The sequence below is a fragment of the Defluviimonas sp. SAOS-178_SWC genome (assembly GCF_039830135.1).
Classification (GTDB): domain Bacteria; phylum Pseudomonadota; class Alphaproteobacteria; order Rhodobacterales; family Rhodobacteraceae; genus Albidovulum.
The window spans coordinates 40,901-64,670 of the sequence record NZ_CP156081.1; the positions used below are offsets into that span (position 1 = coordinate 40,901).

A 23,770-nucleotide genomic window follows, 5' to 3' on the forward strand; every position below is an offset into this window, starting at 1 on the left:
CCGGCGCGGGTGGCAGCAAGGCTGCATTTTCCTTGCGGTCGGATATCGGCTATGAGGCTTTCGGGAACGGGCGCCTGGCGTGTGCGTTCGGCAATGGCCCCGCACGGGGCGGGTTTCAATCAGGGATTCGCGCCACGATGGCACCGAGACAGAAAAGGGCCTGGCAGAGGATGCTTTCGGGACGGCGGCTCGATCTTCTCGACCCGACGCCCTTGGATATCGAGATCGAGGACATCGCCCATGGCCTCGCCTTCGTGGCGCGCTGGAATGGCCAGACCATCGGCGATTTTCCGTTCTCGGTGGCCGAGCATTCGCTGCTGGTCGAAGAGATTTTCAGCCGGGCCAATCCGGGCATTCCCGCCCGCTGGCGTTTGGCGGCACTTCTGCATGACGCGCCGGAATACGTGATTGGCGACATGATCAGCCCGGTGAAGGCGGCGGTCGGTCCCGGATACGGGGCACTTGATGAACGTCTTACGGCGGCGATCCACCTTCGCTTTGGGCTTCCCGGGCAGTTGCCCGCGCCGATCAAGAAGGAGATCAAGCGCGCCGACCACCTGTCTGCCTGGCTGGAAGCGGTGCAGATCGCGGGCTTCACACGAAGCGAGGCGGACCGGTTCTTCGGCGCCCCGGACGAGGCGATGGTGCGGGGCCTCCGGATTCGCCTGCGCGCGCCGGTCGAGGTACGCGCAGACTTCGTGTTCCGGCATCATACGCTTCTCGCGGCATCATCCTAAAGGTGCATGCCGGCGATCCAGTGCCAGCCACGGCGCTTGCGCTCCTGCTCACGGGATCCGGAACGGTGCGGCGGTTTCGGCACCGGGCCCTGGAAGGTGGCGATGCGGAACGTGTCTGCAAGTACGGATAACATCTTGTTTTCCTCCAACTTGGGTTCATGCTGGAAATATCGGTTTTTTTGGCTAGAATTCCGAGTCAGAATGATTTTCTGATTGTAAGTCAGGCTAACATATGGCTGGAATCGACTGGCTCCATTTTCCGCCACTTCACGCGCTGCGCGCGTTCGAGGCGACGGTGCGCGAAGGCGGCTTCAGCGCCGCGGCGCGGGCGCTCAATGTCACCCATGCCGCCGTGGCGCAGCAGGTGCGGGCACTCGAGGCCCATCTCAGTCTTTCTCTCGTCCATCGTGACGGACGGGCCTTGGCCATTACGCCTGAAGGCGAGGTACTGGCGGCGGCCCTCTCTGACGGATTCGGCGGGATCCAGTCGGCACTTGATGGCCTGCGCGAGGGTCACGAGGACCGCCCGGTCACCATCACCCTTACGCCGACCTTCGCCACCAACTGGCTGATGCCGCGCCTCGGCCGGTTCTGGGCAAAACATCCAGAGATCGCCGTGTCGCTGCGCCCCGACCCGCGCGTCCTCGACCTTCGCCGCGAGAGGATCGATTTCGGTATCCGTTTCGGTGAGGGTGACTGGCCGGGGGTGGAAAGCAGCTATCTGACCTCGGCGCGCTATGTCGTGGTCGGGGCGCCAAAGCTGTTCGGAGGAAAGTCGGAGTTGAGCCGGGAGGAGATGCTTGCCCTGCCCTGGGTTCTGGAGCCTGATTGGCCGGAACAGCGGCGCTGGATCGCCTGCTGCACCGGCCTCGATCCCGAGACGCTGAAGATCACCGAGTTCGCGACAGACGAACTGGCCCTGACGGCGGCGCGGCAGGGGTTCGGACTCCATATATCAAGCGCAGCAGTTGTCGAGGCGGATCTTGAAAGCGGGGCCCTGCGTGTCGCCGTCGACACGGATCAAGACAATCCCGGCTACTACATCGTGACACCGCCCGGGCCGCTGCGTCACCCGGCCCGGACCTTCCTTCGCTGGCTCAAGACCGCGATCTAGATCGCGAGGTCTTCCATGGTCTTGCCGGACTTGAGCGCGGCTTCCACCCAACGCGGCTTGCGGCCACGACCGGTCCAGGTTTCGGACTTGTTCGCCGGGTTGGCGTATTTCGGCTGTGCGGGCTTTCTTTTCCGCGCAGCACTGGCGCCGACAAGCTCCGTCAGCGAATAGCCCAACGTCTTTGCTTGTTCTTCCAAGGCCGTCAGAGCTTCACGCTTCTTTCGCTCTTCATACCCCTCGATCTTTTTTGCCACCTGAGATTGAAGTGTTTTAAGCTCTTTCAACGTCAAAGCGTCGAGATCGGTTTTCACTTTCGTTTTTCCTTTATTTGTTGCCCCATCCCCAATCGCAATTAATCCCGACATGGCGGAATTGGCAAGTGCATGGCCGCGAATTGGATGTGTTTTAAGGATGCTTTCCCTATTTGGGGCTGCGCTTAGCCAAAATCCGCTGAAGTGTGCGCCGGTGCATGCTGAGACGACGCGCGGTTTCCGAGATGTTGCGGTCGCACAATTCATAAACCCGCTGGATATGTTCCCAGCGTACACGGTCGGCGGACATCGGGTTTTCCGGCGGCGGTGGAAGCAGATCGCCGCGCGACAAAAGAGCGTTCGTGACGTCGTCGGCGTCCGCGGGTTTCGACAGGTAGTCCACCGCGCCGATCTTGACCGCGGCGACGGCCGTCGCGATCGCCCCGTATCCCGTCAGGATCACCACCCGGCAATCCGGTCTCCGCTCGCGGAGCACCTCGACGACGTCAAGGCCGTTGCCGTCGCCCAAACGCAGGTCCACGACGGCGTAGGCCGGTGGACGCGACTGCGCGGCCGCCTTCCCGGCGGCGACACTTTCCGCGGTCTGCGGAAGGAATCCGCGCTTCTCCATGGCACGCGCCAGACGGGTGACGAAGGGACCGTCATCGTCCACGAGAAGGAGGGTCCTGTCCGGCCCGAGGTCGGCAAACTCGTCTTCAGCCATGGTGAATCCCTGTATCCGCGCGTTCACCGGTTTTAGGTCGTCAGGACGCCGCGGTCAATTTCACTTCATGGCGTCAATGAAACAGGCCGCGCGGTTGGCGATATCCTCGGGCGTATCCTCGCGCGAGAAGAACTCGACGAAACCGTATTCGGGGAGCATCAGGTAGGTCTGCGTCATGTGGTCGACGGTGTAATATTCGTCGGTCGGGTTCTCCGGCGCCTTGTAATATGTCCGGTAGGCTTTCGCGACGGATGCGATCTGCTCCGGTGTGCCAGTCAGGCCGATCATTTTCGGGTGGATGAAATCAGTCCATTCCTTCAACACGTCCGGCGTGTCGCGGTCGGGGTCGACGGTAATGAAGACCGGGGTGACGTCATATCCCTTGTCTTCAAGCGCATCGATGGCTTCGGCATTGCGCGCGGTATCGGTGGGACAGACATCCGGGCAGAACGTATATCCGAAGTAAACGAGGCTCGGTCCCGACAAGACGTCCTTGTCCGTCACTTGACGGCCGTTTTCATCGGTCAGGGTGAAAGGCCCCCCGATCGCGCCGGGACCGCCCGCGATGGCGCTGCTCCGGCAGGGTGCGAACCGGTCGTCACCGCCATTGCGTGTGTATTGATAGACCGCGATCATGAAGATCGCCGCGACCGATACCGCCGCGACGGCATAACTCTTCGTGGATACAGCCATCTTTGACCCCCTATTCCTTGCGGCGCCATTGATCGCTCATCGCGCGCCGACTATCAATTCGGAAGCGCCGGAATGCGACAACAGGACCCGTGATGAGCCAGCCGGCCCCCGATCCCCAGCCTCATTTCCCGCACCGTGCCCTCGCCGCGCGGATCGGACATGGCGACTGGGTGCGCTTGCGCACCCTGATCCTGTTGCGCTGGACGGCGATTTTCGGCCAAGCGACCGCGATCCTCGTGGCCTGGAAGTACTACGACATCCGCCTCGACCTCGTCCTGTGTCTTCTTGTCGTCGGTGCCGCGGTTCTCGCGAACGTGATCGCGATCTTCGCCTTTCCGGTGAATACGCGACTGAGCGAGAGGGGCGCGATGCTGACGCTGCTGTTCGACACGCTTCAGCTTTCGCTTCTTCTGTTTCTCACCGGCGGGCTCAACAATCCCTTCGCGCTTCTGATCCTTGCGCCGGCGACAATAGCCGCGACGGCGCTGCAAACCCGTTCCACGGTTTTCGTGGGTCTGCTGACCATCGCGCTCGTGACGCTTGTCACCTTTTTCCATGTTCCGCTCAAGACGCTGGACGCAACGTCGATCACCGTGCCGGCGTTGTTCGAGTTCGGCTTCTGGCTCGCCATCGTCATTGGCGTGGTGTTTCTGGGTCTTTATGCCCGGCGTGTCGCGTCCGAGATCCATGTCATGGGCGACGCGCTCCTTGCGACGCAGATGGCGCTCGCGCGAGAGCAGAAGCTGACCGATCTCGGCGGTGTGGTCGCGGCGGCGGCACATGAACTCGGGACGCCGCTGGCGACAATCAAACTGACCAGCCGCGAACTTGCCCGGGATCTTGCGGACCATCCTGAACTGCGGGCCGATGCGGAATTGATTCTTGAACAGGCCGATCGCTGCCGCGACATCCTTCGCTCGATGGGGCGTGCCGGAAAGCAGGATCTGCATTTGCGCTCCGCCCCGGTTTCCGCCGTGATCCGGGAGGCGGCCGAGCCGCATATGGGCCGCGGGAAAGACCTGCATTTCGATCTTGACGACACGCCAGGCTCCGGCCGCCAGCCCGAGATCCTTCGTCAGCCCGAGATCATTCACGGGTTGCGGAATCTCATCCAGAATGCAGTCGATTTCGCCCGCTCCGAGGTCTGGGTCGATACCGAATGGAGCGAGCGGGCATTAACGGTAACGATCGCCGACGATGGAGAGGGGTATCCGCCGCATCTGATCGGCCGGATCGGCGACCCGTTCCTGCCGCGCCGGCGCGACGACGATCCGGCGAGGCGCCCCGACTACGACGGAATGGGTCTTGGCCTTTTCATTGCCAAGACACTTCTGGAACGCACCGGCGCCCAGTTGCGCTTCACCAACGGCTCGGATCCGTTCCTGACCGAGGAAGAGCGCCCGGAACGGTCCGGTGCGGTGGTCGAAGTCATCTGGCCGCGTGCGACGATCGAAGCCGAAGCTACCGGCGGTCTGGGTGAGAACCGGCAGATCCTTTCGTGATAATTGCCATTAATTCACCAAAAGGTTGCAACATTAACGCCGCGTTAACCCAATAGATGAACCGTGCGGGTAAGAGGCACAGACCTCATTGGGAAGAACGGATTTGACATGGTTACACCGCTGATGCTTTCGGCGGTCGTCGTTACAACGTCGATCGCTGCTGCGCTCGTTGCCCTCTTGCTTCTGTCGGCTGTACCGCAGAGACGCGGAACCAAGGCTGACTTGCCGCAGCTTTCCGCGCCATTCGAACAGGCGATCTTCCTTTTCGATGACCGCGAACTCGTCGATGCCACCAGTACCGGACGCGCCCTTCTCGGCGCCATTCCCGGCCCCGGTTCGGAATGGAGCCGGCTCGCCGGTTACCTCTCGCTGCGTCTTCGCGGCTTCGAGGCCGAGATGAGCAGTCTCGCCGAACGCGGTGAGCTTGAGATGCGCGGACAGGATGACGACGGATTTCGCGTCAAGGCCGAATGGCTCGGGCAGATGGCCCGGCTGACGGTCAGCGATCTTTCGGTCGAGGGGCAAGGCATACTCGTCGACGGGCTGAGCCAGCGGGCGCAGGAGGCAGAACTGGCCTCGCTACGCGAAACCGTCGCCACCGCACCTTTCCCGGTCTGGCGGACAGACGGCGACAACACGATCGTCTGGGCCAATCATGCCTATCTCGACCGCGTCGCGGAACGACAGGACGGCGAAGAGGACGACATGACCTGGCCGGTCCCGGCGCTCTTCCTTGATTGTGGGCGAAACCCGATCGGGAAGTCTCTGCGCAAGAAGCTCTCATCGCCTGACGGCGGGGCCGGGCACTGGTATGACTGCTACTCCTATCCCGCGGCCGAAGGACAGCTTCACTTCGCGTTGCCCGCCGACACGGTGGTCAAGGCGGAAACGTCGCTGCGCGAGTTCGTCCAGACCCTGACCAAGACTTTCGCCCATCTGCCGATCGGCCTCGCGATCTTCGACAGGCAGCGGCAACTCGCCCTGTTCAACCCCGCCCTTGTGGACCTCACCTCGGCCGGGGCGGAGTTCCTGTCCGCAAGACCGACGCTCTTCGCCTTTCTCGACCGCCTGCGCGAAGCCCATGTGATCCCCGAGCCGAAAGATTACGGCAGCTGGCGCCAACAGATGCTCGACCTCGAAAAGGCAGCGGCGAGCGGGCTATATGAAGAGACCTGGACCCTGCCGTCGGGCCAGACCTATCATGTCACCGGCCGACCGCATCCCGATGGCGCCGTCGCCTTCCTGATCGAGGATATCACCGCCGAAATCGCGCTGACCCGCCGCTTCCGGTCCGAAATCGAGCTGGGCCAGTCCGTGGTCGACACGTTGGACGAAGCGATCGCGGTGTTCTCGCCGGCAGGGGAGTTGATCCTGTCGAACAGCGCTTACGAGGATCTCTGGGGCGTGGAGCCGGGCCGGACGCTCGGCACCATGACGATCATGGATTCGCTCAAGCACTGGCAGGAACAGACACGGCCGAACCCGACACTGGGCGACATCCGCGATTTCGTGACGACACTGGATGAACGCGCCGAGTGGACGGCCGAACTCCCCCTCACGGCGGGCGGCGCCCTTTCATGCCGGATCGTGCCGCTCCTCGGGGGGGCAACGCTGGTCGGATTCGAGCGGGTCGCGCCGGACCGTCCGCTGGTGCGCCGTATCCGCCGGAACCGCTACGCCACGGCGCCCGGCTCGCAAGGCGAAACCGTCCAGGCCTGAACCGCCTGACGCAATCGCCTTGCGGGCCGGGCCGAGGGCGGTCAGAATCGCGCCATGAACGACGCGACACTGCTCCCCCTATCCGTCCGGCTCGACCTGCCGACGCCCGAGGCTACGGCCGAATTGGCGCGGTGGCTCGCGCCGCGCCTGCACGCGGGCGACGTCATCCTCCTCGACGGCCCCATCGGTGCCGGGAAATCGCATTTCTGCCGCAGCCTGATCCAGGCCCGGCTCAAGGCCCTCGACCGGATGGAGGATGTGCCGTCGCCGACCTACACGCTCGTGCAGATCTACGAGCTTGACGGCGTCGACATCTGGCATGCCGACCTCTACCGGCTGACGGCTGCCGACGAAGCGGCCGAACTCGGCCTCGAAGAGGCGTTCGACCAGGCGATCTGCCTTGTCGAGTGGCCAGACAGGTTGGGGGAGATGGCGCCGGGTTCCGCGCTCAGGGTGGATCTGGACCCTGGCGCCGGACCAACAGATCGAAGCGCGCGCCTTTCGGCGCGCGATCCCCGCTGGCGACCGGTTCTCGATATTCTTCAGACGGTTGATTGGCATCGGCATGAGTGACCGGACGATCCTCGCTGCCCGCTTCCTGACCGGGGCCGGTTGGGACACGGCCAGCCACGCGCCGCTCGCCGGGGACGCGTCGGCCCGAAGCTACCAGAGACTGACGATCAACGGTCGGGCGGCGGTGCTGATGGATGCCGCGCCGGCGCAGGGCGAAAGCACGGAACGTTTCGCCCGCATGGCCCGTTGGCTGGCGGACCACGGCTATTCGCCACCGGCTCTTCTTGCCGCAGACCACGCGCATGGTTTTCTTCTCCTCGAAGACCTCGGCGACGACCTGTTCGCGCGGCTGCTCGCCGCCGACCCGTCGCGCGAGGCGGAGCTTTACGCCGCCGCAACCGATTTCCTGAGCGACCTGCACCGCCACCCGGCCCCCGACTTCGTCGCGCCGCTTGACGCATCCGGGCTCGCCGAGCTCACCATGCTCGTGCCGAAGTGGTATTTGCCCGGGATCGGCGAACCGGCAAACCCCACCGCAGAGGTGCTGCCGGACCTGATCGGCGCGGAGTTCGCGCGCCTCGGCGATGGCGCCGTCGTCACCTCGCTCCGCGATTTCCATGCGGAGAACCTGATCTGGCTACCCGAGCGGTCGGGCCATGCCCGCCTCGGTCTCCTCGATTTTCAGGATGCCGTTGCGACCCATCCGGCTTACGATCTCGTCTCGCTCCTGCAAGATGCTCGTCGGGACGTGTCCGAGATGACGGAGGCCGCGATGATCGCGCGGTACGTCCGGGCCAACGGTCTGGATCCTGCCGGTTTCGGCGCCGTATACGCGCTGCTCGGCGCACAGCGTGCGCTGCGCATCGCCGGCATCTTCGCGCGTCTCACCCTGCGTGACGGCAAACCGCACTACCTCGCCTACCTGCCGCGGGTCTGGCGGCATCTCGACCGCAATCTCGCCCATCCCGCGCTTGGCGATCTCGCCCGTGCGGTGCATGAAAGCCTGCCGGCACCGACGCCGGAGCGGGTTCAAAGGATCAAGGACCAATGCGGACGACACCCGACGCTTTGATGCTCTTCACCGCCGGCCTCGGCACCCGGATGGGCGCGCTGACCGCGAATAGGCCGAAACCGCTGATCGAGGTCGGAGGGCGGGCGCTGATAGATCACGCCCTGGCGCAGGTGGAGGGAGCGGGGATCGGCTGGGTCGTGGCCAACCTCCACTACCTGCCCGAACAGATCATCGCGCATTTGTCGCTGTACAGGGATATCCGGTTTTCCGCCGAGACAGAGACGCTTCTGGAAACCGGCGGCGGCCTGCGGAAAGCGCTACCGCTCCTTGGCGACGGTCCTGTCTTCACGCTCAACACCGATGCGGTCTGGACCGGCGCCAACCCGCTGACGGAGCTGCGTGACGCCTGGGACGCGGATCGCATGGACGGCCTCATGCTTCTCGTCCCCACCGCCCGCGCAAGCGGCCATTCCGGCCCCGGTGATTTCGACCGCGATGCCGATGGCCGGCTGACCCGGGGGCGGAGCTTTGTCTATACCGGCGCCCAGATCGTCGCCACCACCGGCCTCGCCGCGATCCCCGCGCAGGTCTTCTCGCTCAACCTCCTTTGGGACCGGATGCTCGCCGATGGGCGGCTTTTCGGCCTCGTCCATGACGGCGGATGGTGCGATGTCGGAAGGCCTGAGTCGATCCCCGTTGCCGAGGCCCTTCTGCGCGAGGCTGCCGGTGTTTGACCCTTCGCCGATGCCCCGCCTTTTCGGCCTGCCCCCGGGCGCGAACTTTCCGCAAGATCTTGCCGACGGGCTGATCGCGCGCATGGCCGGCGCACCGCCGGAAGCGATGGCGCGGGTGACGCTCTACCTCAACACCGCACGGATGCAGCGTTCGGTGCGGGCGGCCTTCGACGGTCACGGCGCCCGCTTCCTGCCGCGCTTGCGATTGATCACCGATCTCGGCCGCGACCCGTTGCCGGGTCTTCCCCCTGCTGTTCCCCCGTTGCGGCGGCGGCTCGATCTCGCCCGGCTGGTGGCGGAACGGATGCGGCAGGACCACGACTTCGCGGCCCGTTCCGCTATCTTCGATCTTGCCGACAGCCTCGCCCGGCTGATGGACGAGATGCAGGGCGAAGGCGTCGCGCTCAGTGCTCTGGAAGCGGCTGATCTGGCCGAGGACCATGCCGCCCACTGGGAACGCAGCCTTGCCTTCATCCGGATCATCGCCCGCTATTTCGAAGCCGACAGCGCGCCGGACCCCGAAGCACGGCAGCGCCGGGTGGTGGAGGCGATGACCGCCCGATGGCAGGATGCGCCGCCGTCGGATCCCGTTATCGTCGCCGGCTCCACCGGATCGCGCGGTGCGACACAGATGCTGATGCAGGCCGTGGCACGCCTGCCGCAAGGCGCGATCGTGCTGCCCGGGTTCGACTTCGACATGCCGGATCGCGCGTGGAACAGTCTCTCAACCGGCCCAATTCCGTCGGAAGACCATCCGCAATACCGCTTTCTGCACCTCTGCCGCACCCTTGAGGTTCCGCCCGGATCGGTCGGCCGGTGGTCGGATGTCGCGGCGCCGGCACCGGAGCGAAACCGGCTCCTGTCGCTCGCTTTGCGCCCGGCGCCGGTGACGGATCAATGGATGACAGACGGGGCGGGGCTTGGCCCGCTCGGCCCGGCCACGGAAGGTCTGACCCTGATCGAAGCCCCATCGCTGCGGTCCGAGGCGCTGGCGATCGCGCTCCTCCTTCGGAAAGCCGTCGAGGATGGGAAACGCGCCGCCCTGATCACGCCGGACCGGATGCTCACCCGCCGGGTAACTGCGGCGCTCGACCGGTGGGGGATCGTGCCGGACGACAGCGCGGGGCTGCCGCTGGTGCAATCGGCGCCCGGGCGGTTCCTTCGCCATGTCGCGGCACTGATCGGCCAAGCGCTGACGGCGGAGTCCCTTCTGATCGTCCTGAAGCACCCGCTGACCGCGACCGGGGCCGACGACCGCGGCAACCATTTGAGGTTCACCCGCGATCTGGAATTGTCGCTCCGCCGGTCCGGCCCGCCCTTTCCAACCGGCGCCGACCTGCGCGCCTGGGCCGAGAAGGCTGGCGGCGGCGAGCGGGCTGTGTGGGCGGAGTGGATCGCGAACAGCCTCGCTGGCAGCGCCGATTTCGGGGAGCAGCCGCTTTCGGCCATTGCAAACACGCATTTGAAGATAACCAGCGCCCTTGCGGCCGGGCCGGGGGGGCAGGTCGAGGCAAGCGAGCTTTGGCGCGAGGAGGCCGGCCGGCTTGCCTTACGCACGATGGCCGAACTGGTCGCCGAAGCCCCGAACGGAGGCACGTTCAGGCCGGCCGACTATACCGACCTCGTGACCTCGCTTCTGTCCCAGGGAAGCGTCCGGCAAGCCGCCGCGTCGCATCCCCTGATCGCGATCCAAGGCACGCTGGAAGCGCGGGCGGGCGGCGCCGACCTTGCCATCCTTGCCGGGCTGAACGAGGGGATCTGGCCCGCGAGCCCCGCGCCCGATCCGTGGCTCTCTCGGCAGATGCGGCTGAAAGCCGGTCTTCTGTTGCCCGAACGTCAGATCGGCCTCTCCGCGCATGACTTCCAGCAAGCGGCGGGCGCGGCAGAAGTCGTCCTGTCGCGCGCGATCCGGGATGAGGCGGCGGCGACTGTCGCCTCCCGCTGGCTGGCCCGGATGACGAACCTTCTTCAGGGCCTCCCCGAGCAGGGTGGGCCCGAGGCCCTGCGTGCGATGCGTGCGCGCGGCAACGAATGGCTGGACTTAACGTTGGCGCTGGAAACACCGGAACCGACAGGAGCCGCGCGGCGTCCCGCTCCTCGCCCACCTGTCGAAGCGCGCCCACGCGAGCTTCCGGTGACCGGCATCCGCATGCTCATCCGCGATCCCTATGAGATCTACGCCCGCCGCATCCTGCGCCTTTACCCGCTCGACCCCCTCCGGGCCGAGCCGGATGCCCGGAAGCGCGGGACCGTCCTGCACCGGATCATGGAGCGCTTCATCCTCGATCGTCCCGATGGCGAATCCCAGGCGGAAGCGGCCCGGCGACTGCTGGCACTGGCCGAAACGAAGCTGGCCGAGGATATTCCCTGGCCCGCCGCGCAACGCATCTGGCTGTCGCGGCTTGGCCGCATCGCCGAGGGTTTCGCGGCGGCCGAGGCCGAACGCGCCCGGCTTGGGCGACCGGTGGTTCTGGAAGAAAAAGGCACTGTTCTGCTGGAATCGAGCGCCTTTCGCCTGACGGCCCGGCCCGACAGGATCGACCTTCTGGAGGATGGCCGGGTTCATATTTACGATTACAAGACCGGAAATCCGCCTTCCAAAAAGCAGGAAGAAGCGTTCGACAAGCAGCTTCTTCTGGAAGCGGCAATGGCGGAACGCGGGGGCTTTCCGCCACTTGGAAAACGGGAGGTCGCGGGCGCGACCTATATCCGAATTGGCGGCGTGGGCGAAGAACGGCCCGTGACGATCGACGACGCGACCCTCGCCCAGACCTGGGATGGTCTCCAGCGTCTCATAGAATCGTACGACCGCCGCGCCACTGGCTACCCCTCCCGCCGGGCGGTCTTCGCCGCGCGGATGGAGGGGGATTACGACCACCTCGCCCGCTTCGGCGAATGGCAGATGGGCGACAAACCCGAACCGGAGGATGTCGGATGATCCGGTCGGCAGCGAGCGAGCGGCAGGTTCAGGCGGCCGATCCGGTGCAATCCACCTGGCTTTCGGCGAATGCCGGGTCGGGCAAGACGCGTGTCCTGATCGACCGGGTCGCGCGGCTTCTCCTTGGCGGGACGGAACCGCAACGCATCCTGTGCCTCACCTATACCAAGGCGGCGGCAAGCGAGATGCAGAACCGGCTGTTCGACCGGCTCGGCAAATGGGCGATGCTGCCGGAGCCGAAGCTTCGCGACGCCCTGCGGGAACTGGGCATCGAAGGCGGGATCGACGCCGAAACGCTGGCCCGCGCCCGCCGCCTCTTCGCGCGCGCGATCGAGACGCCGGGCGGGCTCAAGATCCAGACGATCCATTCCTTCTGCGCCGCGCTCCTGCGCCGTTTTCCGCTTGAGGCCGGCATTTCGCCGGACTTCACCGAGATGGACGACCGTGCGGCGAAACTGATGCGGGACGAGATCGTCGAAGAGCTTGCCGCAGGCGCCGACGTGGCTGCGGTTGACGCCATCTCCGGGATCTTTTCTGGGGAGGATCTGTCCGGGCTTCTGGGCACTTTGTGCCGGATGAGTGACGCTTTTTCCGAACCGCTCGACAGGGCGGGGGCACTCGGGCTTTTCGGGCTTCCGGCGGAATTCGATGCCGCCGCCGCCATCGCGACCGCCTTTGATGGCTCGGAGGCCGCGTTGATTTCCAGCGTCGTCCCGATCCTTCGACTTCAAAGCAAGACGGTGGTCGATCTGGCCAATCTGCTCGCCGGCGTCGACACGGTGAACCGCCCGGTCGAGGCCTTCGACTCGCTTTGTTCGGCGTTCCTCTATCGCCAGAGCGGCGGCGGATACCGGGCTGAGGCAAAGACCGGCAGCGTGCCGACCAAGAACGCGCAAAAGGCGCTTGGCCCGCTTCTTGACGCGTTTCACGCGCTCATGAACCGGGTGGCGGATGCCTTCAGCCTCCTCCAGACGCTCGCAGCAGCCGAAAAGACCCTTGCCCTGCACCGCTTCGCCACCGCCTTCCTACCCCGATACGAAACACGCAAGGCGGCGCACGGCTGGCTCGATTTCGACGATCTCATCGTCCGATCCGCCCGGCTTCTGTCCGATCCCGGCGTCGCGGCATGGGTTCTCTTCCGGCTTGACGGCGGCATCGACCACATTCTCGTGGACGAGGCGCAGGACACCAGCCCCAGCCAGTGGACAGTGGTCGAACGCCTGGCGGACGACTTCACCGCGGGCGAAAGCGCGCGGGGGGCGGTACGCACGGTCTTCGTCGTCGGAGACAAGAAGCAGTCGATCTATTCCTTCCAGGGCGCCGATCTGGTCGCTTTCGACCGCATGCAGGACCATTTCGCCACGAAATACGCAGAGGTCGGCATCGGTTTCCAGCGGCTGGAACTGGAGCATTCCTTCCGCTCGTCCGACGCGATCCTGCGGGTGGTCGACCTGACCTTCGCCGAACGGGTCAATCGCGGCCTCGGCGGCTATCCGAAGCATGTCGCCTTCCACACCGACCTGCCGGGGCGGGTGGATATCTGGCCCGCGATCCCCAAGACCGAGAACCCCGAGGCGGAAAACTGGTACGACCCGACAGACATCCTGCCCGAGGAACACGAGACCATCGTCTTGGCCCGCCGCATCGCCGCTGAGATCAAACGCATGATCGACGCAGGCGCGTGCATCGCGACGAAAGACGGGCCGAAGCCGGTTGACGAGGGTGATTTCCTGATCCTCGTCCAGCGCCGCTCCGACCTCTTTCACGAGATCATCCGGGCCTGCAAGTCGGCCGGGCTCGACATCGCCGGCGCCGACCGGCTGAAGATCGGCGGCGAACTCGCGGTCAAGGATCTCGGCGCGCTCCTGCGGTTCCTCGCCACGCCCGAAGACGACCTGTCGCTCGCCGCCGCATTGCGCTCGCCGCTCTTCGGCTGGTCCGAGGGCGCGCTTTACAACCTCGCCCACGGACGGGGCGACGCCTATCTTTGGGCTGCTCTGCGGGACAAGGCCGCGGCGCATCCCGAAACGCTGGCAGTTTTGAACGACCTCCGCGATCAGGCGGATTTCCTGCGGCCCTATGACCTTATCGAGCGGATGCTGACCCGGCATGGCGGCCGCGACCGGCTGATCGCCCGTCTCGGACCGGAGGCAGAGGACGGGATCGACGCGCTTCTCGGTCAGGCATTGGCCTTCGAACGGTCGGACGTGCCGAGCCTTACGGGTTTCCTCGTCTGGATGGAAACCGATGATGTGGAGATCAAGAGAAGGCTCGATTCCGCCTCGAAATCCATCCGAGTGATGACCGTCCACGGAGCAAAGGGGCTGGAAGCCCCGATCGTGATCCTGCCAGACACGGCCAAGCGGCGCGACGATCCGAAAGACGAGATCTACCTGCTTGACGGCCACCCGGTGTGGAAAACGAAGGCCAATGAAAGCCCGGCGCGTATCGCGGCTTTGCGCACCGATCTTCAGGACCGGCAGCGCGAGGAGCGCATGCGGCTTCTCTACGTCGCGATGACGCGGGCCGAGGTCTGGCTGATCGTCTGCGGCGCGGGCGACGTGGGGCAGGGCGCGGACAGCTGGTATTCGCTGACCGCCGAGGCCGTCGAGAAGGCGGGCGCGATCGACCTCTCAACCGGGGGGGGGCCGGGACGTCGGCACGAATGCGGGACCTGGCCGGCCGATATGCCGCGCGGACTGGTGACGGCCGGACCGGGGGTGATCCTGCCCGGCTGGGCAGGCGTTGACGCTCCAGCCCAAGCCGGATCGGATCAGCCTTTGTCGCCCTCGGGACTTGGGGGGGAAAAGGCATTGCCGGGCGAGGAGGGGCTGGACGAGGACAGCGCAAAGCGTCGCGGTACGTGGCTGCACCTTTTGCTCGAACACCTGCCGCTCTGGCCAGAGAAGGACTGGCCCGCGATTGCGTCCTCGCTGCTGGAGACCGGCGATGAGTTCGTGGTTCCGGCCGAGACTGAAGCGATTCTGAACGAAGCCCGGCATGTTCTCCGTTCTTCTTCCATGGCGGCCTTGCTGGTGCCGGGTGCGCTCAGCGAGGTTGAAGTCACGGCAGCTCTCGACGAACTCGGGGGGCGGGTCGTGCACGGGACGATCGACCGGCTGCTGATCGACGCGGACCGCATTCTGGCCGTTGACTACAAATCCAACGCGGTCGTTCCCGCGCGCGCCGAGGAGGTGCCCGACGGGCTTCTCCGGCAGATGGGCGCCTATGCGGCGGTGCTGGAACGGATCTATCCGGGGCGCCGGGTCGAGACGGCGATCCTCTGGACGAAGACCGGCGATCTGATGCCGCTGCCTCGCGACATCGTGAGGGACGCCCTGTCGCGCACCACCATCCCTTGACGGCACCCTCGGCCGTTCATACGTTCTTGCCAACGCATCCCGAACCTGGAGAACTGATATGGCCACCGTTGCCGTAACCGACGCTACCTTTGACACTGAAGTCCGGCAATCCGACATTCCCGTCGTCGTCGATTTCTGGGCGGAATGGTGCGGCCCGTGCAAGCAGATCGGCCCCGCGCTTGAAGAGCTTTCGGCGCAGTATGAGGGCAAGGTGAAGATCGTGAAGGTGAACGTGGACGAAAATCCCGATTCGCCGGCGCAGATGGGTGTGCGCGGGATTCCGGCACTCTTCATGTTCAAGGGCGGCCAGATCATCTCCAACAAGGTCGGCGCCGCACCGAAGGCCGCGCTGCAAAACTGGATCGAATCGGCGATCTGATCCGGGCTGGGCCCGTTTGGAAGGGCGCCTCCGGGCGCCCTTTCGCATGTCCGGTTGCGGGCGGCGGCCCGCGCCGCCATATAGGACCGGACAAACGGAGGGTTTCATGGCGGACGACAGATTCCCCGGCTGGCATGGCACGACGATCATCGGCGTGCGGCGCGGCGGCGAGGTCGTGGTGGCGGGCGACGGGCAGGTGAGCCTCGGCCAGACCGTGATCAAGGGCACCGCGCGCAAGGTGCGCCGGCTTTCCCCCGGCGGGCGCGACGTGGTCTGCGGCTTCGCCGGATCGACGGCAGATGCCTTTACCCTGTTGGAACGGCTGGAGAAGAAGCTGGAAGCGGCGCCGGGGCAGCTGATGCGGGCCTGTGTGGAGCTTGCCAAGGACTGGCGCACCGACAAATACCTGCAAAAGCTCGAAGCGATGCTGATCGTGACCGACGGGACGACGCTGCTGGTCGTGACCGGCGCGGGCGACGTGCTGGAGCCGGAACACAACGTGGCCGCCATCGGATCGGGCGGGAATTTCGCGCTCGCCGCCGCACGGGGGTTGATGGAGACCGACCTTCCGGCCGAAGAGATTGCCCGGAAGGCGATGGCCATCGCCGCCGATATCTGTGTCTACACGAACGGGAACCTGACGGTGGAAACCATCCGTGCCTGACGAAGCGGCCATCTTCGGCCCCGCCGACTTGCGCGCGGCTGTCGCTGCCGGCCTCGTGACCGAGGCGCAGGCGGCGGGCATCATGGCGCTGGCGCATGACCGTTCGGGCAAACGCGCCGCGTTGCCGGGCGAGGACGAGCCATTTGAGTTCTTTCGCGGCTTCGCCGAGATCTTCATCGCGCTTGGCCTTGCCATCCTTCTTGGTGGCATCGCGCTTTTGCTGACGATCCTCGGCGGCGTCACGATGCTGATCGCAATTCCGGCGATCCTGGCGCTGATCGCATGGTGGATGGCCGGATATTTCACGCTGAAACGGCGGATGAACCTGCCTTCCATGCTGCTCGTCAGTGCCTATTCCGGCGGAATCTACGTCTCGGCCCTGACCTTCCTCGGGCAGTCGTCGATGGGGATCAAGGGCGTTGCCTTCGCCGCCGCCGCCCTTACCGTGGGTGCGACGGCGCTCTGGTTCCGGCGCTTCCGGCTGCCCTTCGCGATGTTCGTCCTTGGCCTCTTCGCGCTTCTCGCGACGTACGCTCTCTTCGTCCGCTACAATCCCGGCAGCGACCTGTCGTCCGTCGATGGCTGGGCCCGGACCTTCGTGCCCCGCGCCAATCTGTCGCTCGCCTCGCTAACCTTCGGCGTCGCCGCCTTTGTCGGCGCGATGTCCTTCGACCTGCGCGACCCGCACCGGATCGGGCGGCATTCCGCAACCGCCTTCTGGCTGCACCTTCTGGCGGGGGCCGCTCTGGTCAACACGATCGCCGGCAACCTCTATTCCGGCGGCGGGTCGCAGAACATCCTGCCGACGGCCGCTGCCCTTCTTGCCTTCGCGCTCATCGCGCTGATCATCGACCGCCGCTCGATGTTGACGGCCGGCGTCGCCTATATCGCCGCGCTGATCTACTGGGCCGTCGCCGGTGACGGCCAGGCGAGCCTGCGCGACTGGGCGACGATCATGATCATCCTCGGCACCTTCTTCACCGTCCTTGGCACCTGGTGGGTTCAGCTGCGGGCCGCATTGATGCGCGCCCTGCCAAACTTCCCCGGCAAGGACCGGCTTCCGCCCTATTCGGAGACCCCATGACCAATCTTACCCCGCGCGAAATCGTCTCGGAACTCGACCGTTTCATCATCGGCCAGAAGGACGCCAAGCGCGCCGTCGCCGTGGCCCTGCGCAACCGCTGGCGGCGCAAGCAGCTGCCCGACGACCTGCGGGAGGAGGTCTACCCGAAGAACATCCTGATGATCGGCCCGACCGGCGTCGGCAAGACCGAGATTTCGCGCCGTCTCGCCAAGCTCGCCAAGGCGCCGTTCATCAAGGTCGAGGCGACGAAGTTCACCGAGGTCGGCTATGTCGGCCGCGATGTGGAGCAGATCATCCGCGATCTGACCGACGCCGCGATGATCGAAACCCGCGAACGGATGCGCGAAGAGGTCAAGGCTCGCGCCCATCAGGCCGCCGAGGATCGCGTGATCGAGGCGATCGCCGGCACCGATGCCCGCGAACAGACGCGTGAGATGTTCCGCACACGGCTGAAGAAGGGCGAGCTCGACAAAACCGTGATCGAACTGGAGCTTGCCGATACTTCGAGCCCGATGCCGATGCTCGACATTCCCGGCCAGCCTGGCGGCATGGGGGCGATGAATCTCGGCGACATATTCGGCAAGGCCTTTGGCGGCCGGAAGATCCGCAAGAAGATGACCGTGGCCGAGAGTTACGAGGCGTTGATCTCGGAAGAGGCCGACAAGCTTCTCGACGACGAGGCGGTCAAGGCCGCCGCGCTGGATGCGGTGCAGGAAAACGGCATCGTCTTTCTCGACGAGATCGACAAGGTCTGCGCCCGGGCGGAGACGCGCGGCGCCGATGTCAGCCGCGAAGGTGTTCAGCGCGACCTCCTGCCGCTGATCGAGGGCACGACCGTCAGCACGAAATACGGGGCGGTGAGAACCGACCATATCCTTTTCATCGCCTCGGGCGCCTTCCACATCGCCAAACCCTCTGACCTCCTGCCCGAATTGCAGGGGCGTCTGCCGATCCGGGTCGAATTGCGCGCGCTGACGGAAGAGGATTTCGTCCGCATCCTCACTGAAACCGACAATGCCCTGACCCGGCAATACGCCGCCTTGATGGGAACCGAAGACGTCACGATCTCCTTCACCGAGGACGGCATCGCCGCGCTTGCGCATATCGCGGCCGAGGTGAATCGGAGCGTCGAGAATATCGGTGCAAGAAGACTCTATACCGTCATGGAACGCGTGTTCGAGGAGCTGTCCTTCGTCGCGCCTGATCGTGGCGGCGACAAGGTGACGGTCGATGCCGATTTCGTCGAAAAGAATCTCGGCGACCTGTCGCGTTCGACCGATCTCAGCCGATACGTGCTCTGACCCGCTGGCGTGCTCGCATCGGTTGCGGTATCCATGAGGTGGCAGTGAAGAGCGGGCGGGGAAATGGGACGGACCGTTGCGGCAATACTGATCGTCCTCGGCCTCGCCGCCTGTGAACCACGCGGCGAAATCGTCGTCGTCCCCGAGGCTGCACGCGCCAATGCGGTGGAAAGCGTTTACGTCGGCACCACGCGAGCGGCAGACCCGCAGACAGGCGACGCGTTCAGCAAGGACCGTAGCCAGGTCACCCGCTACGCCCGCCTCGACGTTGCGATTCCACCCGACCGGAAGCCCGGCGAGATCCGCTGGACCCCGCCGCGGCGAAAGCCGGATCCGCGGACCGATTTCCTGACGACGCACGAAGAACTCTATTCGGACGCCCCGACCTTTCGCGCCGACCTCGCCCGCGCGCTCGCGAAGGAGCGTCGCAATACACGCGAAGCGGTGATCTTCGTCCACGGCTTCAACACCACGTTCGCCGAAGGCGCCTACCGGCTCGCGCAACTCGGCCACGACCTCGGCCTGCATGGCGCTCTGGTGCACTATTCCTGGCCGTCGCTCGGCCATCCGCTGGGCTATGCCTACGACCGCGACAGCGCGCTTTTCGCCCGGGACGGACTCGAATCCCTTCTCGACGAGGTCGTCGCGGCCGGGGCGGAGCGGATGGTGATCGTCGCCCATTCGATGGGCTCGGCCCTGACGATGGAAACACTGAGGCAACTCGCAATCTCGCGAAATGCCGCGGTTCAGAGGCGGATTGCTGCTGTCGTCCTGATATCGCCCGATATCGACGTGGACGTATTCCGGGCCGAGGCTATGCGGATCGGGACGCTGCCGAAGCCATTCCTGATCTTTACGTCGAAGAAGGATCGCGCGCTGGCGCTTTCGGCACGGCTTTCGGGTCAACGGGACCGGTTGGGCAACGTCACGGATGTGACCGAAATCGCCGATCTCAACGTGACGCTTCTCGACACCACGGCCTTTTCCACCGGCACGGGCCACTTCAATGCCGGCAATTCGCCGGCGCTTCTCGCGATCCTCGGCCGCATCGCCGATGTCGATGCGGCCCTCGCGGCGAGTCAGGTCGGCCGGCCGGGGCTCCTTCCCGGTGCGGTCCTGACGGTGCAGAGCGCGACACAGATCGTCTTGTCGCCCGTGGCAGCGATATCGGGCATCACACCCTAACGCGCACGCCGCAGATAAACATAGAACGCGCCGCCGCCGCCGTGCTTCAGGTGCGCCGGCATTATCTGAAGCACCACCGCGCCAAGCGGCGGTTGCGTCAGCCATTGCGGCACCTGATGGCGCAGCACACCGACGCGCTGAGGGATCGGGCCTTGATCGTCACTGCGCTTGCCCTTGCCGGTGATGATAAGGACCAGCCGTTTGCCGGTGGCGTGGGCCGTCATGACGAAGCGGATCAGTTCGGGATGCGCCTCTGCCAGCGTCATTCCGTGCAGGTCGATCCGCGCCTCCGGGCGCAACTTGCCGCGTGTCAGCTGCTGATGGGTGCGCCGGTCGATCCGAACCGGCTGCGCGGCCAGCCTCTCCTCCAGCGCCGGCACCAGGTCGTGCGCCGCCGTCATCGGGCGGGCCATCTGTCCGATATGAAAGTCGGACGGAAGCGGCTTGGAATGAACCGGCTTCGGCTTCGGTCTGGATCCGGCATCGGGCGCGGGCGCATGAGCCGGCCGAATCGGCCGGGCGGAGGCCGCGACGCGCCCCCAAAGCTCCGCCTCTTCGGACGTCAGGCCCCGCTTGCGACGGCTCACGGGGCGATCCTTTCGGCGAGCGCACGCGGCAGAAACGTCACTAACCTGCCTGAAACGTGCATCGTTCCGGCACGCTCCCCCGCAGCCGGACCGGACCCGCAGAAGATATCCCCACGCTGCGCCCCCTTGATGGCGCTGCCCTGGTCCTGTGCCACCATCAAGGATCCCGACGCCCCGGCCTCGACCCAAACCGGGGCGCCGAGCGGGATGAATTCGGGATCCACCGCAAGGGTCCGTGCTTCGGTCACGGGGCGGCCCATGCAGCCGAGCGGACCGGAGCCGTCGGGCAAATCGAGCGCGCGGAAGAAGACGAACGACGGGTTGCATCGGAGGAGATCCTCGACCCTCTCGGGAAAGCGCGCGCACCAGTCGCGGATCGCATCCGCCGTCATCTCTGACGCCGCGATCTCGCCTCGCCGGATCAGTTCGGCACCGATCGACCGGTATTCGTGCCCGTTCCTGCCGGCAAAACCGAACCGCCGGATCCGCCCGTCCGAAAAATGGACGCGAACGGACCCCTGGACCTGTGCGAAAAACGCCTCAACCGGGCTATTCAGCCAGACCAATTCCCGCCCGCGCAGAAGGTCTCCGGCTTCGATTTCGGCGCGAGTGTGCCACGGGCGGTCGGCGGGCAGGTCGTCGGGCTGCGCATAAAGCGGATACTGAAACGCCCCTCCCAGTGCGTCGGCGCCCAGAATTTCGGGTTCGTAGTAGCCCGTCAGAAGCGCCGGGGGCGTGCCGGTCAGGATCGGGCAGAAATGCCGTTCGAAAAACGCGCGTGGGTCGCCCCCATCGGGGCGCGGCCAATCCGGCCCAAGCTGATCGGCCGTCACCGCATAGACCGCCAACGCCGCCGCGTGATCATCCACGGCCCAGCCAGCCAGCCGGGAAAATGCCAGCCGCCGCGCCGTCTCCATCACTCGCCGGTGGCGACGAGCTGCCAGTTCGGGTCATTCGACCCCATCTTGCGGGCAAAGGTCCAGACATCCCGCTGACGACGGACTTCCTTGGGATTGCCCTCGATCACCTCGCCGTCGGCATTGCGGGCGGAAGATACAAGCTCGCTCGCGAAACGGACGGTCACTTCGCCTTCGCGGCTGACCGGATCGAATTCGGCAGTCTGCAATGTCAGTTCGCGAATCCCCATGAATTCGGCGGTAACCGAAAGGCCGCGCGCGGAACGGGCGGCCACGACCTCTGCAAAGGTGTCATAGACCTCGTCGGACAGGAACGGCTTCACCCTGGTCAGATCGCCCTTCTCGAAGGCCATCAGGATCATCTCATAGGCACCGCGGGCACCGCCGAGGAATTCGGAGACGGAAAAGCTCGGCTCCACCTGCTTCATCGCCGCAAGCGCGCGCGCGGCATCGCTGCCCTCCGGAACATGATCCGTGATGTCGCGGTCCGGCCCTCCCTCGATCACCTCGAACTTGCCTTTGCGGGCATCGGGCAGGCGCGTGGGAACCGGCGGTTTTTCGAAACCCTCGCGCGTGCCGAGCACACTCTTCAGCCGCAGGATCAGGAATATTGCGATCCCGGCAAGGACGAGCAGCTGGATGACGGCATTGGACATTTGTCAGGGCCTTTGTTGTCGCGAGCGGATGGCGGCAGGGTTGGTATCTTTCCAACACTCCACTTATGTAAGTTACGGGTGGGGTCAAGTCCACTCCACGAGCCGGAAAGGGCATATCATGTGGCTTCTGATCGCGTTCATCGCGGTTCCGCTGATCGAAATCGGCCTCTTCATCAAGGTGGGCGGGGTGATTGGCCTATGGCCAACGCTCGCAATCGTCCTTCTCACCGCGATCGTCGGCAGCTGGCTGGTGCGGATGCAGGGCGCGCTCGCGCTGGCGCGGCTGCGCACCTCGCTGAACGAGCTTCGGGATCCGACGGAGCCCATCGCGCATGGCGCGATGATCCTGCTGGCCGGTGCGCTGCTGCTGACGCCGGGCTTCTTCACCGATGCGATAGGAATCCTGCTGTTGATCCCGCCAGTGCGATCGGCGGTGCTGCGCTATCTCGCCGCCCGGGTCCGGGTGGAACGGTTCACGGTCGGCGGCGGTCCGCCGCGGCAGGAGCCCTACAGGCCGGACGTCATTGACGGCGAGTTCTACGAGGTCGATCCGGAGGACACCCCGCCGCGTCGCCCCTCGGGCTGGACACGGCATTGAGGCGGCCACCGCAAGGTGCTACACCCACCGCCGACTTAGGTTTCCTTGGGAGAGCATGACATGGCCGAGAACGGCAACGGGGCCGCGCCCGAACAGGCGCCGCAGGTGAAGATGCACGTGCTGGGACAGTTCATCCGCGACTTGTCCTTTGAAAACATCGTGGCGCAGAAGGGCATTTCGAACCCGGAGGTCCAGCCGGACATCCAGGTTCAGGTCAGCCTCGATGCCCGCAAGCGCGCCGTCGATCATCAGTATGAGGTGGTGAGCAAATTCAAGGTCACGTCGACCAACAGCGCCGACAAGGCGCCGCTCTTCCTCCTCGAGCTTGATTACGGCGCGATCTTCCATGTCGAGGGCGTGCCGGAAGAGCAGATGCATCCGTTCCTTCTGATCGAATGTCCGCGCATGGTGTTCCCATTCGTGCGGCGGATCATTTCGGACGTGACGCGCGATGGCGGCTTCCCGCCGCTCAACATCGACACCGTCGATTTCGTCGCACTCTATCGCCAGGAACTCGCCCGCCGCGCGGCGGCGCAGAAGCCCGCCGAACAGGTGTCGTGACGACGTCTTCCGACCTGATTCCGGTCTGGATCGAGGGGCGGCTCGCGCCCTACGACAAGCTCGCCGCGCATCTGGAAGGCCGCCGCCACAAGGCGGTGTCGGTCTTCGTGCTTGACGGCGACAACGTGCTGATCCAGCGTCGCGCCCTTGGCAAGTACCATACGCCAGGGCTCTGGGCGAATACCTGCTGCACCCATCCGCATTGGGACGAGGCGCCCGAGGCGTGCGCCTTGCGGCGGCTCCGCGAAGAGCTGGGGATCGACGGGCTGACCCCCGTCTTCGCCGATCAGGTCGAGTACCGCGCCGATGTCGGCGGCGGCATGACCGAGCATGAGGTGGTGGACATCTTCACCGCCCGCGCGCCAGCCGACCTCGCCGTCGCCCCGAACCCCGCCGAAGTGATGGAGGTGCGCTGGATCGCGCTGTCAGCGCTGCTGGAGGAGGTCGCCACCGAACCCGAACGGTTCACGCCGTGGCTGCGGATCTACCTTGCCGATCACCGCGGCCGGATATTCGCTGCCTGACCTTGCGTCTTCCTG

At 65.4% G+C, this 23,770-nt stretch carries 24 protein-coding genes; 17 read left to right on the top strand and 7 right to left on the bottom strand.

Annotation, left to right across the window (positions count from 1 at the left end):
• The first annotated feature begins 137 nt into the window (after nt 1-137).
• Nucleotides 138-737, top strand: coding sequence for an HD family hydrolase (locus tag V5734_RS01070; protein WP_347311689.1), 600 nt, complete (start codon nt 138-140; stop codon nt 735-737).
• Here V5734_RS01070 and V5734_RS01075 read toward each other — a convergent pair.
• Nucleotides 734-871, bottom strand: coding sequence for a hypothetical protein (locus tag V5734_RS01075; protein ID WP_347311690.1), 138 nt, complete (start codon nt 869-871; stop codon nt 734-736). The two genes, V5734_RS01070 and V5734_RS01075, sit on opposite strands and share 4 nt — an antisense overlap.
• Before the next feature lie 98 nt (nt 872-969).
• Here V5734_RS01075 and V5734_RS01080 point away from each other — a divergent pair, with 98 nt between their 5' ends.
• On the top strand, nt 970-1,851 hold the full coding sequence (locus V5734_RS01080) for a LysR family transcriptional regulator (protein ID WP_347311691.1): 882 nt from the start codon (nt 970-972) through the stop codon (nt 1,849-1,851).
• On the opposite strand, the gene V5734_RS01085 is transcribed toward V5734_RS01080, so the two are convergent.
• The 3 genes from V5734_RS01085 to V5734_RS01095 form a co-directional block, all read right to left on the bottom strand.
• Nucleotides 1,848-2,162: an H-NS histone family protein gene (locus tag V5734_RS01085; protein ID WP_347311692.1), complete on the bottom strand. Its 315-nt coding sequence runs from the start codon at nt 2,160-2,162 to the stop codon at nt 1,848-1,850. The genes V5734_RS01080 and V5734_RS01085 overlap by 4 nt on opposite strands.
• Before the next feature lie 109 nt (nt 2,163-2,271).
• A complete protein-coding gene (locus tag V5734_RS01090; RefSeq protein ID WP_347311693.1) occupies nt 2,272-2,826 on the bottom strand; it encodes an ActR/PrrA/RegA family redox response regulator transcription factor in 555 nt (184 codons plus the stop codon).
• A 60-nt stretch (nt 2,827-2,886) separates the two neighbouring features.
• Complete coding sequence (locus V5734_RS01095) at nt 2,887-3,519, bottom strand: SCO family protein (protein ID WP_347311694.1); 633 nt, start codon at nt 3,517-3,519, stop codon at nt 2,887-2,889.
• A 92-nt stretch (nt 3,520-3,611) separates the two neighbouring features.
• Between V5734_RS01095 and regB the strand changes: the two genes are divergently transcribed.
• The 12 genes from regB (at nt 3,612) to V5734_RS01155 (ending at nt 19,912) form a co-directional block, all read left to right on the top strand.
• The gene (gene regB / locus V5734_RS01100) at nt 3,612-5,021 is read left to right on the top strand and encodes a sensor histidine kinase RegB (RefSeq protein WP_347311695.1); all 1,410 of its coding nucleotides are present in this window, start codon (nt 3,612-3,614) and stop codon (nt 5,019-5,021) included.
• Nucleotides 5,022-5,129: 108 nt separating this feature from the next.
• Nucleotides 5,130-6,740 (top strand): PAS-domain containing protein, encoded by a 1,611-nt coding sequence (locus V5734_RS01105; protein ID WP_347311696.1) that lies wholly within the window; start codon nt 5,130-5,132, stop codon nt 6,738-6,740.
• 54 nt (nt 6,741-6,794) lie between these two features.
• Nucleotides 6,795-7,313 carry a tRNA (adenosine(37)-N6)-threonylcarbamoyltransferase complex ATPase subunit type 1 TsaE gene (gene tsaE / locus V5734_RS01110; protein WP_347311697.1) on the top strand — a complete coding sequence of 173 codons (519 nt, stop codon included), beginning with the start codon at nt 6,795-6,797 and terminating at the stop codon, nt 7,311-7,313.
• Entirely contained in the window at nt 7,306-8,325 is a 1,020-nt protein-coding gene (locus V5734_RS01115) for an aminoglycoside phosphotransferase family protein (RefSeq protein WP_347311698.1), read from the top strand. The genes tsaE and V5734_RS01115 overlap by 8 nt, the downstream gene beginning before the upstream one ends.
• Complete coding sequence (locus V5734_RS01120; RefSeq protein ID WP_347311699.1) at nt 8,301-8,999, top strand: nucleotidyltransferase family protein; 699 nt, start codon at nt 8,301-8,303, stop codon at nt 8,997-8,999. The genes V5734_RS01115 and V5734_RS01120 overlap by 25 nt, the downstream gene beginning before the upstream one ends.
• Nucleotides 8,992-11,937, top strand: a complete 2,946-nt coding sequence (gene addB, locus V5734_RS01125) for a double-strand break repair protein AddB (protein ID WP_347311700.1) — start codon at nt 8,992-8,994, stop codon at nt 11,935-11,937. Before V5734_RS01120 ends, addB begins: the two co-directional genes overlap by 8 nt.
• Nucleotides 11,934-15,299, top strand: coding sequence for a double-strand break repair helicase AddA (addA, locus tag V5734_RS01130; RefSeq protein WP_347311701.1), 3,366 nt, complete (start codon nt 11,934-11,936; stop codon nt 15,297-15,299). The genes addB and addA overlap by 4 nt, the downstream gene beginning before the upstream one ends.
• 58 nt (nt 15,300-15,357) lie before the next feature.
• Nucleotides 15,358-15,678 carry a thioredoxin gene (trxA, locus tag V5734_RS01135; protein WP_347311702.1) on the top strand — a complete coding sequence of 107 codons (321 nt, stop codon included), beginning with the start codon at nt 15,358-15,360 and terminating at the stop codon, nt 15,676-15,678.
• A 106-nt stretch (nt 15,679-15,784) separates the two neighbouring features.
• Complete coding sequence (hslV, locus tag V5734_RS01140; protein WP_347311703.1) at nt 15,785-16,342, top strand: ATP-dependent protease subunit HslV; 558 nt, start codon at nt 15,785-15,787, stop codon at nt 16,340-16,342.
• The gene (locus V5734_RS01145) at nt 16,335-17,426 is read left to right on the top strand and encodes a hypothetical protein (RefSeq protein ID WP_347311704.1); all 1,092 of its coding nucleotides are present in this window, start codon (nt 16,335-16,337) and stop codon (nt 17,424-17,426) included. The genes hslV and V5734_RS01145 overlap by 8 nt, the downstream gene beginning before the upstream one ends.
• Nucleotides 17,423-18,727 carry an ATP-dependent protease ATPase subunit HslU gene (gene hslU / locus V5734_RS01150; RefSeq protein WP_347311705.1) on the top strand — a complete coding sequence of 435 codons (1,305 nt, stop codon included), beginning with the start codon at nt 17,423-17,425 and terminating at the stop codon, nt 18,725-18,727. The genes V5734_RS01145 and hslU overlap by 4 nt, the downstream gene beginning before the upstream one ends.
• 63 nt (nt 18,728-18,790) lie before the next feature.
• The gene (locus V5734_RS01155; protein ID WP_347311706.1) at nt 18,791-19,912 is read left to right on the top strand and encodes an alpha/beta hydrolase; all 1,122 of its coding nucleotides are present in this window, start codon (nt 18,791-18,793) and stop codon (nt 19,910-19,912) included.
• On the opposite strand, the gene V5734_RS01160 is transcribed toward V5734_RS01155, so the two are convergent.
• Genes V5734_RS01160 through V5734_RS01170 form a run of 3 tightly spaced genes read right to left on the bottom strand, consistent with a single transcriptional unit; the run spans nt 19,909 to nt 22,072 of the window.
• Nucleotides 19,909-20,499, bottom strand: coding sequence for a Smr/MutS family protein (locus V5734_RS01160; RefSeq protein ID WP_347311707.1), 591 nt, complete (start codon nt 20,497-20,499; stop codon nt 19,909-19,911). The two genes, V5734_RS01155 and V5734_RS01160, sit on opposite strands and share 4 nt — an antisense overlap.
• Entirely contained in the window at nt 20,496-21,416 is a 921-nt protein-coding gene (gene mltA, locus V5734_RS01165) for a murein transglycosylase A (RefSeq protein ID WP_347311708.1), read from the bottom strand. The genes V5734_RS01160 and mltA overlap by 4 nt, the downstream gene beginning before the upstream one ends.
• The gene (locus V5734_RS01170; protein WP_347311709.1) at nt 21,416-22,072 is read right to left on the bottom strand and encodes a Tim44/TimA family putative adaptor protein; all 657 of its coding nucleotides are present in this window, start codon (nt 22,070-22,072) and stop codon (nt 21,416-21,418) included. Before V5734_RS01170 ends, mltA begins: the two co-directional genes overlap by 1 nt.
• 118 nt (nt 22,073-22,190) lie before the next feature.
• Between V5734_RS01170 and V5734_RS01175 the strand changes: the two genes are divergently transcribed.
• The 3 genes from V5734_RS01175 to idi are packed head-to-tail and all read left to right on the top strand — an operon-like array spanning nt 22,191 to nt 23,755.
• Nucleotides 22,191-22,670, top strand: a complete 480-nt coding sequence (locus tag V5734_RS01175; protein ID WP_347311710.1) for an FxsA family protein — start codon at nt 22,191-22,193, stop codon at nt 22,668-22,670.
• A 60-nt stretch (nt 22,671-22,730) separates the two neighbouring features.
• Nucleotides 22,731-23,231, top strand: coding sequence for a protein-export chaperone SecB (secB, locus tag V5734_RS01180; RefSeq protein ID WP_347311711.1), 501 nt, complete (start codon nt 22,731-22,733; stop codon nt 23,229-23,231).
• On the top strand, nt 23,228-23,755 hold the full coding sequence (gene idi / locus V5734_RS01185) for an isopentenyl-diphosphate Delta-isomerase (RefSeq protein ID WP_347311712.1): 528 nt from the start codon (nt 23,228-23,230) through the stop codon (nt 23,753-23,755). Before secB ends, idi begins: the two co-directional genes overlap by 4 nt.
• Nucleotides 23,756-23,770: the final 15 nt, after the last annotated feature.

Excerpts from the sequence above, each read along its gene's own strand:
- V5734_RS01070 (WP_347311689.1), top strand. The coding sequence starts at position 138 with ATGGCACCGAGACAGAAAAGGGCCTGGCAGAGGATGCTTTCGGGACGG.
- V5734_RS01075 (WP_347311690.1), bottom strand. The coding sequence starts at position 871 with ATGTTATCCGTACTTGCAGACACGTTCCGCATCGCCACCTTCCAGGGC.
- V5734_RS01080 (WP_347311691.1), top strand. The coding sequence starts at position 970 with ATGGCTGGAATCGACTGGCTCCATTTTCCGCCACTTCACGCGCTGCGC.
- V5734_RS01090 (WP_347311693.1), bottom strand. The coding sequence starts at position 2,826 with ATGGCTGAAGACGAGTTTGCCGACCTCGGGCCGGACAGGACCCTCCTT.
- V5734_RS01095 (WP_347311694.1), bottom strand. The coding sequence starts at position 3,519 with ATGGCTGTATCCACGAAGAGTTATGCCGTCGCGGCGGTATCGGTCGCG.
- regB (WP_347311695.1), top strand. The coding sequence starts at position 3,612 with ATGAGCCAGCCGGCCCCCGATCCCCAGCCTCATTTCCCGCACCGTGCC.
- V5734_RS01105 (WP_347311696.1), top strand. The coding sequence starts at position 5,130 with ATGGTTACACCGCTGATGCTTTCGGCGGTCGTCGTTACAACGTCGATC.
- tsaE (WP_347311697.1), top strand. The coding sequence starts at position 6,795 with ATGAACGACGCGACACTGCTCCCCCTATCCGTCCGGCTCGACCTGCCG.
- V5734_RS01115 (WP_347311698.1), top strand. The coding sequence starts at position 7,306 with ATGAGTGACCGGACGATCCTCGCTGCCCGCTTCCTGACCGGGGCCGGT.
- V5734_RS01120 (WP_347311699.1), top strand. The coding sequence starts at position 8,301 with ATGCGGACGACACCCGACGCTTTGATGCTCTTCACCGCCGGCCTCGGC.
- addA (WP_347311701.1), top strand. The coding sequence starts at position 11,934 with ATGATCCGGTCGGCAGCGAGCGAGCGGCAGGTTCAGGCGGCCGATCCG.
- trxA (WP_347311702.1), top strand. The coding sequence starts at position 15,358 with ATGGCCACCGTTGCCGTAACCGACGCTACCTTTGACACTGAAGTCCGG.
- hslV (WP_347311703.1), top strand. The coding sequence starts at position 15,785 with ATGGCGGACGACAGATTCCCCGGCTGGCATGGCACGACGATCATCGGC.
- hslU (WP_347311705.1), top strand. The coding sequence starts at position 17,423 with ATGACCAATCTTACCCCGCGCGAAATCGTCTCGGAACTCGACCGTTTC.
- V5734_RS01155 (WP_347311706.1), top strand. The coding sequence starts at position 18,791 with ATGGGACGGACCGTTGCGGCAATACTGATCGTCCTCGGCCTCGCCGCC.
- mltA (WP_347311708.1), bottom strand. The coding sequence starts at position 21,416 with ATGGAGACGGCGCGGCGGCTGGCATTTTCCCGGCTGGCTGGCTGGGCC.
- V5734_RS01170 (WP_347311709.1), bottom strand. The coding sequence starts at position 22,072 with ATGTCCAATGCCGTCATCCAGCTGCTCGTCCTTGCCGGGATCGCAATA.
- V5734_RS01175 (WP_347311710.1), top strand. The coding sequence starts at position 22,191 with ATGTGGCTTCTGATCGCGTTCATCGCGGTTCCGCTGATCGAAATCGGC.
- secB (WP_347311711.1), top strand. The coding sequence starts at position 22,731 with ATGGCCGAGAACGGCAACGGGGCCGCGCCCGAACAGGCGCCGCAGGTG.